Raw genomic sequence first — 15,019 nt, forward strand, 5'->3', positions numbered from 1 at the left:
ATGATGGATCTGGAACCGCTGGTGGCAAGGCTCGACCCCGAGGGGGATATCCCCCCGGTGGATGACTGGCATCCCGAGCGCGCGGGAGAGATGGACCTGGTGATCGCGGCCGATGGTCGCTGGATTCATGAGGGCACCGTCATGTCACGGCCGCGGCTGGTTCGTCTGCTCTCCACCATCCTGCGACGTGAAGCCGATGGTCGTCATGCACTGGTCACGCCGGTCGAGAAGCAGCTGATTCGGGTCGAGGATTGCCCCTTCCTGATCGTCGACGCCGAATATGGCGACGACGGTCTCTGGTGGCTGACCACCAATATGGGGGACCGGCTGACGCTGGATGCTCAGCACGTCTTTACCCTCAGCGAGACCCCCGCCGGCGAGTGTGTGCCCGAGGTGACAGTACGCTTCGGCCTGGCCGCCCGGCTGGGGCGCAATGTCTTCTACCGCCTGGTCGAAGAGGCGAGCCCCTTCACACTGGAGGATGGTCGCGAGGCACTGGGGCTGCGCAGTGGGGGCGCCTGGCATCCGCTGGGCCTGGTCGACGGCGAGGCGGCGTGCGGCTGACCGCGGAACAGCGTGCCGTGGTCGAACATGGCGCCGGGCACGCGCGTGTGGCCGCGGTCGCAGGCTCCGGCAAGACCACGACCATGGTGGCGAGGGTGCTCCGGCTTCTCGATCGGGGGGTTCCCCCTCAGCGTATTCTGGTGCTGATGTTCAACCGTTCGGCACGAGCGGACTTCCAGGCCCGCCTGGCGGCCATGGCCCCAGCAGGCCAGCGGCTGCCCGATGTGCGCACCTTCCACTCCCTTGGGCATCGATTGACTGGCAGCCTGACACGCTGGGGGGCACTGGTGCCCCGTCAGCTGCTGACCGCCGACTGGCAGCTCGAGCGCCTGCTGCGTCAGGCGACCCAGCTCGCCCTCGGCGATCAGGACAGCGAGGCGCGTGAGTCGGCGCTGGATGCCGAGCGTCTCGAGGCGCTGGCGCACTTCTGTGGCCTGGTGAAGGCCGAGATGGTGAGTGCCGCCGAGTTGCATGAGCGGCTGGATTACGGTGAGGAAACCCGATACTTTCCGGCCGCCTTCGAGCAGGTCGAGGCACTGCTGGAGCAGCATGGCCTGATGGGTTACGCCGATCTGCTGTATCGCCCCCTGAAAGCCCTGGAAGCCGATGCTGGCCTGCGCGGCCGTATCCAGGGATATCTCGACCACGTCATCATCGACGAGTATCAGGACATCAATGTCGCCCAGCAGCGTCTGTTGGCGCTGCTCGCCGGCGAGCATGCCGAGGTGATGGCGGTGGGGGATGCCAATCAGTGCATCTACGAGTGGCGTGGGGCACATCCGGAGACCATGCTCCAGCGTTTCACCGCCACCTTCGGTGTGGCGGTGGACTACCCGCTCTCCACCACCTTTCGCCATGGCCATGCCCTGGCGCTGGCCGCCAATCACGCCATCGACGCCAACCGTCGGCGCCCCGACCAGCAGTGCCTGGCGGCTCCCGGCAACCCGCATACCCGGATTGTGGCGGGCCAGGGGTGTCGTGGCCTGCTGGAGGGCCTGGTCGCGTGGCGGCGAGAGGGGAGAGCACTCGACGAAGCCTGTGTGCTGGTGCGTAGCTGGGCCCTGTCGGTGCCGCTGCAGCTCGCGCTGCTGCGCGAGGGGGTGGCGTTTCGTCTGGCGCGGGAGGACCGTTTCGTCTTTCGCCTGCCCCTGGTGCAGGCACTGGCCGGCTACCTGAGGCTGGCATGTACTCCCGAGCTGCTGCGCGACCCTGGCCACCTGGCTCTGCTGTTCGCCCAGCCGACACCCTTCGTGGCCCGTGAAAGGCTCGAGGCGCTGGCGCGTCGGCTGGCGGAGGATCCGCGCTGGCCCGCGCCTCAAGACCCGCTGCTGGCATCCCTGAAACCACATCAGAAACGCACCCTCAAGAAGCGTTGGGCGCTGCTCTGTGAGTTGCCGCGGTTGGCGACCCGTTCGCCGGCCGAGCTGCTCGACCATGTGGTGACCGAGGTCGATGCGGAGAGGGTCCTCAAGCGGGCCGCGGCGCGGCGCGACAAGGGCGAGGAGGATGTTCGCCTGCTTGACGTGCTCAAGGAGCAGGCCATAGAGCTTGGCAATGACACCGAGGCCTTTGTCGAGCTGCTCAGTCGGCCGGTGGAGAGCCGTGATGACGGGGTGTTGATCAACACCGTACACGGCGCCAAGGGGCTGGAGTGGCCCTTGGTGGTGCTTGCCGGCGTCAACGAGCAGGACTTTCCCCACTACACCCGCGACAACCCGCTATCCCCTCAGCGTCTCGAGGAGGAGCGCAGGCTCTTCTATGTGGCCATCACGCGTGCCCGAGAGCGGCTGCTGCTGCTCCATGACGGTGGCGATCATCGTCCCAGCCGGTTTCTCGCCGAGAGTGCCTGGCAGGAGTGCGATCGACTGGCCCAGCGACTCGAAGCGGATGACGCCAACGCTGCCGCCGACGCGGAGAAAGCGCCACTGGCGGTATCGCGCCCGGACCTGGTGAAGCGCTATCTGGAGGCCCTGGGGCGTGAGTTGTCGCTGGCGCCCGTCACGCCGGAGGCGACCGATCAGATGGTCCCATCACAGGCCTTCGGCGTTGGGCAGCGCCTGCGTCACGCCGTATTCGGCGAGGGCGAGATCGATCTGGTGGAGGGGGACCCCGACAACCCCGTGATCGAGGTGCGTTTCCGGCATGCCGGGCGACGACGCCTGATCGCTCGACGAGCGCCCATCGAACTGCTGCAAGGAGATCATGCATGAATCAGCCCCTGATCACTGCCGGGGAGTTGGAAGACGCCCTGGAGGGCACCCGGCCACCACGTCTGCTGGATTGTCGGGCGCGTCTCGGTGACCTCGATGCCGGCCATGGCCTGTGGTGGCAGGCGCATCTGCCGAATAGTCGGCACCTCGACCTGGATCGTGACCTGGCGGGTCCCCCGGGGGCAGGGGGACGGCATCCGTTGCCGGACCGGCAGCGATTCACCGAAGTGCTTCAGCGTCTAGGCGTGACGCCGGAGGTGCCGGTGGTGATCTATGACGATATGGGCGGCCAGCTGGCCGCCGCTCGCGCCTGGTGGATGCTCGCCTGCTGGGCCGGCCACCCCGAGGTGCAGGTACTGGACGGCGGCATCCAGGCCTGGTTGGCCCATGGTGGCGAGCTGCATGAGGGGGATGATGTGGCATCGAGCCCTTCCGGCTGGTGCCCGGATTATCGTGACGACACCTGGACGACGGCGGATGCGCTGCAGTCGAGCGGCGTGCTGAGAGTGGACGCTCGCAGCCGCGAACGATTCCGCGGTGACGTCGAGCCCATCGACCCGGTGGCGGGCCATATCCCGGGGGCGGTATGTCGCCCCAGTGCCGACAACCTGGAGGAGGGCGGGCGCTTCAAGAGCCCCGGACGTCTGGCCGAGGAGCTACCACAGGCCGACGAGGTGGTGGCCTACTGTGGTTCCGGGGTCACCGCGTGCCATAACATCCTCGCCTATGCGATAGCCGGCAAGCCGCTGCCCAGGCTCTACCCAGGCTCCTGGAGCGAATGGGTACAAGATCCGACCCGCCCGGTGGCAACCGGAGGTTGATCGCCGTTAATCGCCGTTAGCAGCCGATAGAAAGTAAAACGCCTCCGCGAGTCTGTCGCGGAGGCGTTTTCATGAAGCGGCGAGGCTTCTTACATATTCGGATAGTTCGGCCCGCCGCCGCCCTCGGGTGCCACCCAGGTGATGTTCTGGGCCGGGTCCTTGATGTCACAGGTCTTGCAGTGCACGCAGTTCTGGAAGTTGATCTGGAACATCGGCTTGCCGTCATCGCCCTCGATCACTTCGTAGACCCCGGCCGGACAGTAGCGCTGAGCCGGCTCGGCATACTCCGGCAGGTTCTCGCGGATCGGCAGCTCCGGGTCGGCCAGCTTCAGGTGACAGGGCTGGTCCTCCTCATGGTTGGTATTGGAGAGAAATACCGAGGAGGGCTTGTCGAAGGAGAGCTTGCCGTCGGGCTTCGGGTATTTGATCTTCTCGAACTCGCCGGCCGGCTTGAGTGCGGCATGGTCCGGGGTGGTGTCGTGAACATTGGGCAACTTGCCACCCAGCAGCTGGTTCACGAAGTTGTAGGCGCCGCCGCCGACGGTGCCGTACTTGTGGATCGCCGGGCCAAAGCTGGCGCTCTCCTTGAGCTCGGCATATGCCCAGCTCGCTTCCCACTTCTCGTTGAAGGCGCTCAGCTCCTGGCCACCCTCGTCGCCCTTGGCGACCGCCTCGAACACCGCCTCGGCGGCTACCAGGCCGGACTTCATGGCGGTGTGCAGCCCCTTGATCTTGGCGAAGTTCAGGGTGCCGGCATCGCAGCCGATCAGCAGGCCGCCGGGGAAGGTCATCTTCGGCAGGCAGTTCAGCCCACCCTTGGTGAGAGCCCGGGCACCGTAGGCGACGCGCTTGCCACCCTCGAGATGCTTGGCCAGCACCGGGTGGTGTTTCATGCGCTGGAATTCATCGAAGGGGGAGAGCCAGGGGTTCTGGTAGGAGAGATCCATGATCAGCCCCACCACCACCTGCTGGTTGTCGCCGTGATAGAGGAACCAGCCGCCGTGGGTGTGCTTGTCCAGTGGCCAGCCGGAGCCGTGCAGGATCAGGCCGGGTTCGTGCTGCTCGGCGGGCACGTCCCACAGCTCCTTGAGACCGATGCCGTAGTGCTGGGGGTCCTTGCCGGCGTCGAGGTCATACTCCTGGATCAGGCGCTTGCCCAGGTGACCGCGGGCGCCTTCGGCAAACAGCGTGTACTTGGCGCGCAGCTCCATGCCCGGCATATGGCCATCCTTGGGCGTGCCATCCGCGGCCACTCCCATGTCGCCGATCAGGATGCCCTTGACCACGCCCTCTTCGATGATGGTTTCCTGGGCGGCGAATCCCGGGAAGATCTCCACGCCCAGTGCTTCGGCCTGTTCGGCCAGCCAGCGGCACAGGTTGCCGGCGCTGATCACATAGCGGGTCAGGTCGCCACCGGTGTTATGCATGGACCGGGGCACCAGGGCATTGGGTAGCTTCTGGCTCTTCTCCGCGTCCTTGAGCAGGTAGAGCTCGTCGCGGCTGGCCGGGGTGGTCAGCGGGGCGCCGCGCTCCTCCCAGTCGGGGAACAGCTCCTGCAGCGCACGGGGCTCGAAGATGGCGCCGGAGAGGATATGGGCGCCGACCTCGGAGCCCTTCTCCACCACGCACACCGTCAGTTCCTGCTCCGCCTCGTTGGCCTGCTGCATCAGCCGGCACGCGGCGGCCAGCCCCGAAGGGCCGGCGCCCACGATAACGACATCGAACTCCATGGAATCGCGTTCGACTTGTTCTTCCATCTGCTCTCTCCTCACTGCCCGTGTCGACGTTGAGCGCCATTACACTAACATCGATAAGTTCCACTAACGTCGATAAGATTTAAAACGGTCGTTTGCTTCTAGCCTGCCCTCATGATAGGCATAATAGAACAACAAGGTCACCCCCTGCGATCATGCGACTTTGGCGCCATGTTGATCAGGTGCCTCGCCCAAGGGGCAATAATGGGATTGTTGCCCTGTGTATGGGTGTGGCACATTGAGAGAGTTTTTTCGATGCGGCACCTATCAAACGCTCGCATGAAATCGATAAGAGCATGCCACGCCGTTCCGAGCGGCCAGTGACAGGAAGGTGCTGACGGCAGTGTCGCACCATTGGATTCAAGACGGTTCAACACCGAGAACCAAGCGAGGAAATCATGAAAGTACTCGTCGCGGTCAAACGCGTCATCGACTACAACGTCAAGATCCGCGTCAAGCCGGATAACTCCGACGTCGACCTCACCAACGTCAAAATGGCCATGAACCCCTTCTGCGAGATCGCCGTGGAAGAGGCGGTTCGCCTGAAGGAGAAAGGCGTGGCCAGCGAGGTGGTCGCCGTCACCGTGGGGCCCAAGGCCGCCCAGGAGCAGCTGCGCACCGCCCTGGCGCTGGGCGCCGATCGGGCTATCCATGTCGAGAGCGACGAGCGTGTCGAGTCGCTGGGTGCCGCCAAGGCGCTGGCCAAGCTGGTCGAGGAAGAGCAGCCGGGCCTGGTCATCCTCGGCAAGCAGGCCATCGACACCGACAACAACCAGACCGGCCAGATGCTCGCCGCGCTGACCGGCCTGCCCCAGGGCACCTTCGCCTCCGAAGTGGTGATCAGCGGTGACGGGGCCGATGGAAAGCTGCAGGTAACCCGTGAGATCGACGGCGGCCTGCAGACCGTCGAGCTCAGCCTGCCGGCCATCGTCACCACCGACCTGCGCCTGAACGAGCCGCGCTACGCCAAGCTGCCCGATATCATGAAGGCCAAGAAGAAGCCGCTGGACGTCAAGCGCCCGACGGATCTCGGCGTCGAGGTGGCGACCCGGACCAAGCTGCTCAGGGTCGAGCCGCCGGCCGAGCGTCAGGGTGGCATCAAGGTGGGCTCCGTGGACGAGCTGGTCGACAAACTGAAGAACGAGGCGAAGGTGATTTCATGAGCATCCTGGTACTTGCCGAACATCATGACGGCGCCCTGGCCGGCGCCACCGCCCATGTGGTCGCGGCCGCCAAGGCCATCGGTGGTGATATCGACGTGCTGGTGGCAGGCGAAGGCGTCGCCGCCATCGCCGAGGCCGCCGCCAAGTTGGAGGGCGTCAACAGAGTTCGCGTGGCCGACAACGCCGCCTACGCCCACCAGCTGGCCGAGCCGGTGTCGGCGCTGATCAATGAGCTCGCCGGCGACTACAGCCACGTGCTGGCCGCCGCCTCCACCACCGGCAAGAACGTGCTGCCGCGGGTCGCCGCGCTCAGAGACGTGGCGCAGATCTCCGAGATCATCGCGGTGGAGTCGCCCGATACCTTCAAGCGTCCCATCTACGCCGGCAACGCCATCGCCACCGTGCAGAGCGAGGACGCCCTGAAGGTGATCACCGTGCGTACCACCGGTTTCGACGCGGTAAGCGAGGGCGGCAGCGCCGGCGTGGAAGCGGTCGACTTCGTCGCCGACAACAGCCAGTCCACCTTTATCAAGGAGGAGCTGGCCCAGTCCGATCGTCCGGAGCTAGGGGCGGCCAAGGTAGTCATCTCCGGTGGCCGCGGCATGGGCAACGGCGACAACTTCAAGTTGCTCGAGGGCATCGCCGACAAGCTGGGCGCCGCCGTGGGCGCCTCGCGCGCCGCCGTGGATGCCGGCTTCGTGCCCAATGACATGCAGGTGGGGCAGACCGGCAAGATCGTCGCGCCGGAGCTCTATATCGCCGTGGGCATCTCGGGTGCCATCCAGCACCTGGCGGGCATGAAGGACTCCAAGGTGATCGTGGCGATCAACAAGGACGAGGAGGCGCCGATCTTCCAGGTAGCCGACTATGGCCTGGTGGCTGACCTGTTCGAAGCCCTGCCGGAGCTCGAGCAGAAGCTCTGATAACGATCGTGATCTTCCAGGTCGCGCTCCCGATGAGCTGCGGCCTGGTGGCGGATCTGCTCGACGCCCTGCCGGAGCTCGAGCAGAAGCTCTGAGACTCTGCTTGTAGCGGCTCGGTAAAACGCCGGCTCCATTAGGAGTCGGCGTTTTGCTACTGGGGCTCCTGCTGGACGGCTTCACATCGTCTAGAGTAGGGTGAGTTGACGTACTGGAGCTGCTGCTCAAGAAAAATCTGGTCGAGGTGGTTGAAGTTACCGACCGATGGCCGCACCTCTAGTCATTGCAGGACAAGAATTGCAGTGTCTGCAAAGCCACCAAAAGGAGATGATCAACATGGCACATACCCTCCCTGACCTTCCGTATGCCTACGATGCGCTCGAGCCGCATATCGATGCGTTGACCATGGAGATCCACCATTCCCGTCACCATCAGACCTACGTCAACAACCTGAACGGTGCTCTCGAGGGCACCGGTCTGGAAGAAGTGTCGGTCGACGAGCTGCTTGCCGATCTGGACAAGGTGCCGGCCGAGAAGCGTCAGGCGGTCATCAACAACGGTGGCGGCCACTCGAACCACTCCATGTTCTGGCAGATGATGTCACCCAATGGTGGCGGTCAGCCCAAGGGCAAGGTAGGCGAGGCCATCGAGAGCGAGCTGGGTGGCTTCGAGGCGTTCAAGGAATCCTTTACCAAGGCTGCCCTGGGTCGCTTCGGCAGCGGCTGGGCATGGCTCAGCGTGACCCCCGCGAAGAAGCTGGTGGTGGAAAATTCCCTCAACCAGGACAGCCCGATCTCCAACGGCAACACGCCGGTGCTGGGGCTGGACGTGTGGGAGCATGCCTACTACCTGAAGTTCCAGAACAAGCGTCCGGACTATATCGCCGCGTTCTTCAACGTGGTGGATTGGGATGAAGTGGAGCGTCGCTACCAGGCTGCCACTGCCTGATCGACCCCTTTCCGGTCTGACAAATAGCGCCGCGGCCCCTGGGGTCGCGGCGCTGTTGTATGGGTACCTTGCCGGGCAGGAGTATCGCCCTGCCTCCCTATCACTCTCATCTCTCTATCTCCTTGAGCCCTTGTGGGCCTTGCTATGCCTCTCGCCCCTCACTCCTCGCCCTTTATTCCTTGCCACCCACTCCTCGTCATCCATTCCTTGCCACCCGAGGCGCTATCGAGCCTGTTAGTCACTTGTGTTTGATATCTCCATATAACACAACATATGGTATTTCAAGGGTGACAGTTTCTATATATGGTGTATCCTTGCCATCGCAATCACCATATATAGTTTCCTTCCTCAGGGAGTGTCGCCATGGAGATCAAGGTCTATACCCGTCCAGCCTGCCCGCAGTGCACGGCCACCTGCCGCACCCTGGAGCGCCGGGGAATCGATTACCGCCTGATCGACCTGGAGCAGAATCCGGAGGCTCGCGATCGCGTCATGGCACTGGGGCACCGCCAGCTGCCGGTCGTGGTAGCCGGCGATGAGCACTGGTCCGGTTTTCGCCCGGACCGACTCGGCGGCCTGACGCCGGCATGAGCGAGGCACCGTTGGAGGGTGTGCCGCCGGAACTGATCTATTTTTCGACACGCTCCGGCAACACCCATCGCTTTATTCAGAAACTGGAGCTGCCGGCCCGGCGCATTCCCCTTGAGCGGGGTGCCCAGGCTCTGTCGGCAACACGTCCCTTCGTGCTGGTGACGCCTACCTATGGCGGTGGTGGGACGAAGGGGGCGGTGCCGGCGCCGGTGATCCGTTTTCTCAACGATTCCGACAACCGGGCGCTGCTGAAGGGCGTGATCGCCGCTGGCAATACCTGTTTTGGCGCCGCCTATGGACTGGCAGGGCGCATCATCGCCGAGAAGTGCGGTGTTCCCCTGCTCTATCGATTCGAGTTGCTGGGCACGGACGATGACGTGACCCGGGTTCGCAAGGGAGTGAGAGAGTTTTGGACACGACAATCCTGACCCAGCCGCCTCGTCAGGCGGAGAGTGATGCGGGGCGCAAGCTGGATTACCACGCCCTGAACGCCATGCTCAACCTCTATGACGATGAGGGACGGCTGCAGCTGGCGCGCGACCGCGAAGCGGTACGCGAGTACTTTCTTCAGCACGTCAATCAGAACACGGTGTTCTTCCACTCGCTGAAGGAGAAGCTCGACTATCTGGTGGAGAACCAGTACTACGAGCCTCAGGTGTTGGCGCAGTACGATGCCGGCTTTATCAAGGCGCTTTTCGAGCAGGCCTATGCCTGGAAGTTTCGCTTCCCGAGTTTTCTCGGCGCCTTCAAGTACTACACCAGTTATACGCTGAAGACCTTCGACGGCCGCCGCTACCTGGAGCGCTTCGAGGATCGGGTCTGCATGGTAGCCCTGGCCCTGGCTCGTGGTGACGAGACGCTGGCCAGGTCGCTGGTGGACGAGATCATTGCCGGCCGCTTCCAGCCGGCCACCCCGACCTTCCTCAATGCCGGCAAGCGCCAACGTGGCGAGCTGGTATCCTGCTTTCTGCTGCGCATCGAGGACAACATGGAGTCCATCGGCCGGGCCATCAATTCGGCCCTGCAGCTCTCCAAGCGTGGGGGAGGGGTGGCGCTGCTGTTGAGCAATATCCGTGAGGCAGGCGCACCGATCAAGCATATCGAGAACCAGTCGTCGGGCATCATCCCGATCATGAAGCTGCTCGAGGATGCCTTCTCCTACGCCAACCAGCTCGGTGCACGCCAGGGGGCCGGGGCGGTCTATCTCAATGCCCACCATCCCGATATCCTGCGCTTTCTCGACACCAAGCGCGAGAATGCCGATGAGAAGATCCGCATCAAGACGCTGTCGTTGGGGGTGACGATCCCCGATATCACCTTCGAGCTGGCCAAGCGCAACGAGCCGATGTACCTCTTCTCGCCCTATGATGTGGAGCGGGTCTACGGCATGCCCTTCGGTGACATTGCCGTGACCGAGAAGTACCGCGAGATGGTCGACGACTCACGGATTCGCAAGACCAAGATCAATGCCCGGGCCTTCTTCCAGACCCTGGCCGAGGTGCAGTTCGAATCCGGCTACCCCTATGTGATGTTCGAGGATAACGTCAACCGCGCCAACCCCATCGCCGGGCGCATCAATATGAGCAACCTCTGCTCGGAGATCCTGCAGGTCAATACGCCCAGCGAGTTCAACGATGACCTCGGCTACCGTCGGGTGGGGGAGGATATCTCCTGCAACCTGGGGTCGTTGAATATCGCCCGGGTGATGGATTCAGGCGATATCGGCGGCAGTGTCGAGGTCGCGGTGCGCGGCCTCACCGCGGTGGCCGAGATGACCGAGATCACCTCGGTGCCCTCGATCGCCAACGGCAACGCCCTGTCCCGGGCGATTGGCCTGGGGCAGATGAACCTGCACGGCTTTCTGGCCCGCGAGCATGTCCATTATGGCACGCCGGAGGCGTTGGACTTTACCAGTGTCTACTTCGCCTGTGTGGCCTATCACGCCCTGCGTGCGTCCAACCGCCTGGCCATTGAGCGCGGTGAAAGCTTCGCCGGTTTCGCGGCGTCGGACTACGCCAGCGGAGTCTTCTTCGACAAGTACACCGAGCGCGACTGGCTGCCGCAGACCGAGCGCGGCCAGGCACTCTTCGCGGATGCCGGCATCGCGCTGCCGACACGCGAAGACTGGGCGGCGCTCAAGGCGTCGGTCATGGCCCAAGGGCTCTATAACCGCAATCTTCAGGCGGTGCCGCCCACCGGCTCGATCTCCTACATCAATCATGCCACCTCCAGCATTCACCCGGTGGCCTCGCCCATCGAGATTCGCAAGGAGGGCAAGCTCGGTCGCGTCTACTACCCGGCACCCTATCTCGATGATGACAACCTGGCCTACTACCGGGACGCCTACGAGATCGGCCCCGAGGCGATCATCGATACCTACGCCGCCGCCTCCGAGCACGTTGATCAGGGGTTGTCGCTGACGCTGTTTTTCCCCGATACCGCGACGACCCGGGATATCAACCGGGCTCAGATCACAGCCTGGCGGAAGGGCATCAAGACCCTCTATTACGTGCGCCTGCGCCAGAGTGCCCTGGAGGGCACCGAGGTTGAGGGCTGTGTCTCCTGCACACTCTAAGGGATTGCTTAACATGACGATGACTGCCAAACGACTCACCCGAGTGGATGCCATCAACTGGAATCGCCTGCAGGACGACAAGGACCTGGAGGTATGGAACCGTCTGACCAGCAACTTCTGGCTGCCGGAGAAGGTGCCGCTCTCCAACGACATTCCCTCGTGGAACACCCTGACGGAGGCCGAGCGACGGCTTACCATCCGCGTCTTCACCGGCCTGACCCTGCTCGATACCATCCAGAGCAGCGTGGGCGCACCGATGCTGATGCCAGACTCCCGTACCCCCCACGAGGAGGCGGTCTACGCCAATATCACCTTTATGGAGGCGGTGCATGCGCGCTCCTACAGCTCGATCTTCTCCACGCTCTGCACCACCCAGGAGGTAGACGATGCCTTCCGCTGGAGCGAGGAGAATCCGGCGCTGCAGCGCAAGGCGGAACTGGTGCTGGAGCGCTACTGGGCCGAGGACCCGCTGATGCGCAAGGTGGCCAGTGTCTTCCTGGAGTCGTTCCTGTTCTACTCGGGCTTCTACCTGCCGATGTACTGGTCCAGCCATGCCAAGCTGACCAATACCGCCGACCTGATTCGCCTCATCATTCGCGACGAGGCGGTGCACGGCTATTACATCGGTTACAAGTTCCAGCAGGCCATGGCCGAGGCGACGCCGGAGCGCCAGGAAGAGGTCAAGGCCTACGCCTATGAGCTGATGCTGGCGCTCTATGAGAACGAGGTGGCCTATACCGAGCTGCTCTACGATGAGGTCGGGCTCACCGAGGACGTCAAGAAGTTCCTCCACTACAACGCCAACAAGGCGCTGATGAACCTGGGCTTCGATGGGCTCTTTCCCCAGGAGGTGTGCGACGTCGACCCGACCATTCTCGCCGCACTCTCTCCCGGCGCCGACGAGAACCACGACTTCTTCTCCGGTTCGGGCTCCTCGTATGTCGTCGGCCGCACCGAGGCCACCGAAGACGAGGATTGGGCCTTCTAGCGCGACTGCCTCGCTCTTCCTGGGTTGGAGGGGTGGGGCTATCTCCCGCGGCTGGCCGGATAACGGTGTGCCTCGGATGGCTTTCGAGAGCGTGACTTACCCGGCATTGAGCCAGTAGCGCAGCCGCTGCATCGGACCCGGCTGTGAGGGGGCCTGGCGCCCCTCCAGCCTGGCAATGGTCTCCTGCAGCGGCTTTCGGATGGCCTGCAGGTGGTGCTGACAGAGGCGCTTGCCGAGGGCACCTGGGCACTGCGCCATCAGCAGCCCGGCGTGATAGACCGCCGTGCCCAGTGATTCGGCCACGTCGGGAGCCCCCTGGGCATCGCGACGGCAGCGCTCCAGTTCGCTGGTGAGCAGGGTGAGGGTACGGGAATCCAGCCAGCAAGGCGTATCATCACCCTGCGTCTGTGCACTTACCCGCTCCAGGAGTTCCCGAAAGGAGACCTCCAAAAAGATGCAGTGGTAGCGGAGCTGAGGGGAGGGTGGCATGACTGATCCTTGTGATATTAATTCTCAATATCATTCTTATTCGGGAGTCGTCTCTTGTCAATGCCAAAGCCAGGGCTGTGGTTAGCTCGGGTTGACATGCAAGTTAATGCCACCCAAACCAGTCGCCAGTAGCGATTACCAGTTGTATTTCATAGTGAGGAAAGAGATGCCGAAGGGTCTGCATAAAGAGATGCAGACCTATTCTGCCGTTAGCTTGATGACCCGCCAGACCCTGCTATCGGAGGGGCCTTCATCGAGGTCGGCGCAGGTATCGACGCGTCTGATCGCGGTGGCCTCGCAGACGATGTTCAGATGGCCGTGGTCTTCCTCCAGCTTCCAATGCCATCGCTGATGTCGCCGATGCTCGCTGCCGCTCTCTTCCAGCAGCGTCAACCGGGGCATGTGCCGCGGCAAAGTCAGATGGGAGAGCGCCGCGAGTTGGGCGCACTGCTGCGCGGGTGTCAGCCGGGAGTCGCCGCGGTAGCCGGGGAGGAAGCGTTGGCCTCGCGCTTCGGCCTGGAGCAAGGGTAGTGCCTGCTCCGGCGTGATGCGGCCATACTTGCGTACCGGCGAGAGCAGGATGATGCTGGCAGCGAAACGGCAGCCGCCGAGGTGGCTGCTCTCCCACACATCGAAGGGCAGCCGGTGTGCCGCGACCTCCCGGGCCAGCCGCTGGTAGGTCTGGTACCCATACTTGGCGCAGCACTTATCCTTCTTGCCGTGGGTGCAGCACAGCAGCAGGTGATGCTCGACCGGCGCCTCTTCCCAGGTCGTCAGTGGCTCTCCCGATTGCCAGGCGGCCAGGAAGGCCTCCAGTGCGTTGCGCGGTACCATGAAACTACGGCGTTCGGGCATCAGGAACACTCGATGGACATCGCCATCCTGTTCACGACGGTGGATCAGGTTGATCCGCCGCCCCTCGGCGGCGATGGCATCGAGCGTCCGTACCAGGCTGTCCGGCATGTCGCTGGCATGACGCAGGTTGCGGGTCCACTTGGCGCGTGGCCAGCTGATCAGCAGGTTACGCTCGGCATGGGCGGCGCTGCCGGCCAGCGGATCAAGCTGCTTGCGGCTGAGGTCCGTGCAGAAGACATGACTCATGAGACACAGCACCGGTCGGCGGTGGGGGAGACGGGCCGAGCGGGTGGCAGCGCTCCCTGCCGGGTGTATGGCACGCAGATCGGGCTGCCGGTCTCGGGCTCCACGAGCACCCGGGCGTCGAGATCGAAGACCCGCTTGAGATGGGCGACCGTGAACACCTCTCGCGGCGTGCCACTGGCGACGATGCCTCCGTCGCGCATCATCACCAGCCGATCCGCATAGGCCGCGGCCAGGTTCAGGTCATGCAGCACCAGCAGCAGGGTGCGGCCCTGCTCATGGGCCAAGCGAGACAGCAGTTCCAGCAGGTCCACCTGGACCTTGAGATCGAGAAAGGTGGTGGGCTCGTCGAGCAGGATCAGGTCCGTTTCCTGGGCCAGCACCATGGCGATCCAGCAGCGTTGCCGCTGCCCGCCGGAGAGGGTATCGACGCTGCGCTCGGCGAGGGCCGCGACATCGGCATAGGCCATCGCCTCGCGCACGGCTCGGGCGTCCCGCTCGGCATCCTGCCGCCACAGCCGCTGGTGGGGAAAGCGCCCCATGCCGACCAGCTGCCTGACCGTCAGCCCCTCCGGGGCGGTAGGGCCTTGGGGCAGGATGCCCAGGCGCCGAGCCACCTCCCGGGTGCTGCGGCGGTGGATATCCTGTCCATCCAGGCAGACTCGCCCGGCGCTGGGTGCCAGGGTGCGCGCCAGCGTCTTCAGCAGCGTCGACTTGCCGCTGCCGTTGGGGCCGAGCAGCACCGTCAATTGGCCCTCGGCCACCGACAGGTCGACGCCGTCCAGGACGCGGCGAGACTCGTACCCGGCGTGCAGGGCTTCGCCCGTCAGTCGCGGTGGTTTGGCAAGTGTTGGCGGCATGGGAGGGACTCGCGGATGTCATGGCTGGGCCAGGGTAA

The 15,019-nt window shown here is 64.0% G+C and carries 14 protein-coding genes; 10 read left to right on the top strand and 4 right to left on the bottom strand.

What is annotated here, in order from left to right:
• From RM463_RS05935 to RM463_RS05945, 3 genes are read left to right on the top strand one after another with little or no spacing between them, the layout of a single operon-like run.
• Positions 1-564, top strand: a complete 564-nt coding sequence (locus RM463_RS05935; RefSeq protein WP_311429349.1) for a DUF1285 domain-containing protein — start codon at positions 1-3, stop codon at positions 562-564.
• On the top strand, positions 555-2,774 hold the full coding sequence (locus tag RM463_RS05940) for an ATP-dependent helicase (protein ID WP_311429350.1): 2,220 nt from the start codon (positions 555-557) through the stop codon (positions 2,772-2,774). The genes RM463_RS05935 and RM463_RS05940 overlap by 10 nt, the downstream gene beginning before the upstream one ends.
• Complete coding sequence (locus RM463_RS05945) at positions 2,771-3,595, top strand: sulfurtransferase (RefSeq protein ID WP_311429351.1); 825 nt, start codon at positions 2,771-2,773, stop codon at positions 3,593-3,595. Before RM463_RS05940 ends, RM463_RS05945 begins: the two co-directional genes overlap by 4 nt.
• Positions 3,596-3,684: 89 nt before the next feature.
• Here the strand turns inward: RM463_RS05945 and RM463_RS05950 are convergent, their stop codons facing one another.
• Positions 3,685-5,367 (bottom strand): electron transfer flavoprotein-ubiquinone oxidoreductase, encoded by a 1,683-nt coding sequence (locus RM463_RS05950; protein WP_311429352.1) that lies wholly within the window; start codon positions 5,365-5,367, stop codon positions 3,685-3,687.
• A 380-nt stretch (positions 5,368-5,747) separates the two neighbouring features.
• On the opposite strand from RM463_RS05950, the gene RM463_RS05955 reads away from it, so the two are divergent.
• The 7 genes from RM463_RS05955 to nrdF all read left to right on the top strand — a co-directional run bounded on the left by RM463_RS05955 (position 5,748) and on the right by nrdF (position 12,534).
• Positions 5,748-6,512 (top strand): electron transfer flavoprotein subunit beta/FixA family protein, encoded by a 765-nt coding sequence (locus tag RM463_RS05955; RefSeq protein WP_311429353.1) that lies wholly within the window; start codon positions 5,748-5,750, stop codon positions 6,510-6,512.
• On the top strand, positions 6,509-7,435 hold the full coding sequence (locus RM463_RS05960; RefSeq protein WP_311429354.1) for an FAD-binding protein: 927 nt from the start codon (positions 6,509-6,511) through the stop codon (positions 7,433-7,435). Before RM463_RS05955 ends, RM463_RS05960 begins: the two co-directional genes overlap by 4 nt.
• A gap of 333 nt (positions 7,436-7,768) precedes the next feature.
• On the top strand, positions 7,769-8,380 hold the full coding sequence (locus RM463_RS05965; RefSeq protein ID WP_311429355.1) for a superoxide dismutase: 612 nt from the start codon (positions 7,769-7,771) through the stop codon (positions 8,378-8,380).
• A gap of 363 nt (positions 8,381-8,743) precedes the next feature.
• Positions 8,744-8,971 carry a glutaredoxin-like protein NrdH gene (gene nrdH, locus RM463_RS05970; protein ID WP_195687717.1) on the top strand — a complete coding sequence of 76 codons (228 nt, stop codon included), beginning with the start codon at positions 8,744-8,746 and terminating at the stop codon, positions 8,969-8,971.
• A complete protein-coding gene (nrdI, locus tag RM463_RS05975) occupies positions 8,968-9,399 on the top strand; it encodes a class Ib ribonucleoside-diphosphate reductase assembly flavoprotein NrdI (RefSeq protein WP_311429356.1) in 432 nt (143 codons plus the stop codon). The genes nrdH and nrdI overlap by 4 nt, the downstream gene beginning before the upstream one ends.
• Complete coding sequence (gene nrdE, locus RM463_RS05980; RefSeq protein WP_311429357.1) at positions 9,381-11,546, top strand: class 1b ribonucleoside-diphosphate reductase subunit alpha; 2,166 nt, start codon at positions 9,381-9,383, stop codon at positions 11,544-11,546. The genes nrdI and nrdE overlap by 19 nt, the downstream gene beginning before the upstream one ends.
• A gap of 13 nt (positions 11,547-11,559) precedes the next feature.
• Positions 11,560-12,534, top strand: coding sequence for a class 1b ribonucleoside-diphosphate reductase subunit beta (gene nrdF / locus RM463_RS05985; RefSeq protein ID WP_229332923.1), 975 nt, complete (start codon positions 11,560-11,562; stop codon positions 12,532-12,534).
• 96 nt (positions 12,535-12,630) lie between these two features.
• Here nrdF and RM463_RS05990 read toward each other — a convergent pair whose 3' ends face one another.
• From RM463_RS05990 to RM463_RS06000, 3 genes are all read right to left on the bottom strand, one after another.
• A complete protein-coding gene (locus tag RM463_RS05990; RefSeq protein WP_311429358.1) occupies positions 12,631-13,023 on the bottom strand; it encodes a hypothetical protein in 393 nt (130 codons plus the stop codon).
• Between the two features lie 198 nt (positions 13,024-13,221).
• Entirely contained in the window at positions 13,222-14,124 is a 903-nt protein-coding gene (locus RM463_RS05995; RefSeq protein ID WP_311429359.1) for a sucrase ferredoxin, read from the bottom strand.
• Complete coding sequence (locus RM463_RS06000) at positions 14,121-14,981, bottom strand: ABC transporter ATP-binding protein (protein WP_311429360.1); 861 nt, start codon at positions 14,979-14,981, stop codon at positions 14,121-14,123. Before RM463_RS06000 ends, RM463_RS05995 begins: the two co-directional genes overlap by 4 nt.
• Between the last annotated feature and the right edge of the window lie 38 nt (positions 14,982-15,019).

This window comes from Halomonas sp. LES1 (assembly GCF_031846005.1).
GTDB lineage: Bacteria > Pseudomonadota > Gammaproteobacteria > Pseudomonadales > Halomonadaceae > Halomonas.

Excerpts from the sequence above, each read along its gene's own strand:
- RM463_RS05995 (WP_311429359.1), bottom strand. The coding sequence starts at position 14,124 with ATGAGTCATGTCTTCTGCACGGACCTCAGCCGCAAGCAGCTTGATCCG.
- RM463_RS05965 (WP_311429355.1), top strand. The coding sequence starts at position 7,769 with ATGGCACATACCCTCCCTGACCTTCCGTATGCCTACGATGCGCTCGAG.
- nrdH (WP_195687717.1), top strand. The coding sequence starts at position 8,744 with ATGGAGATCAAGGTCTATACCCGTCCAGCCTGCCCGCAGTGCACGGCC.
- RM463_RS05990 (WP_311429358.1), bottom strand. The coding sequence starts at position 13,023 with ATGCCACCCTCCCCTCAGCTCCGCTACCACTGCATCTTTTTGGAGGTC.
- RM463_RS06000 (WP_311429360.1), bottom strand. The coding sequence starts at position 14,981 with ATGCCGCCAACACTTGCCAAACCACCGCGACTGACGGGCGAAGCCCTG.
- nrdF (WP_229332923.1), top strand. The coding sequence starts at position 11,560 with ATGACGATGACTGCCAAACGACTCACCCGAGTGGATGCCATCAACTGG.
- RM463_RS05945 (WP_311429351.1), top strand. The coding sequence starts at position 2,771 with ATGAATCAGCCCCTGATCACTGCCGGGGAGTTGGAAGACGCCCTGGAG.
- RM463_RS05955 (WP_311429353.1), top strand. The coding sequence starts at position 5,748 with ATGAAAGTACTCGTCGCGGTCAAACGCGTCATCGACTACAACGTCAAG.
- RM463_RS05960 (WP_311429354.1), top strand. The coding sequence starts at position 6,509 with ATGAGCATCCTGGTACTTGCCGAACATCATGACGGCGCCCTGGCCGGC.
- RM463_RS05935 (WP_311429349.1), top strand. The coding sequence starts at position 1 with ATGATGGATCTGGAACCGCTGGTGGCAAGGCTCGACCCCGAGGGGGAT.
- nrdI (WP_311429356.1), top strand. The coding sequence starts at position 8,968 with ATGAGCGAGGCACCGTTGGAGGGTGTGCCGCCGGAACTGATCTATTTT.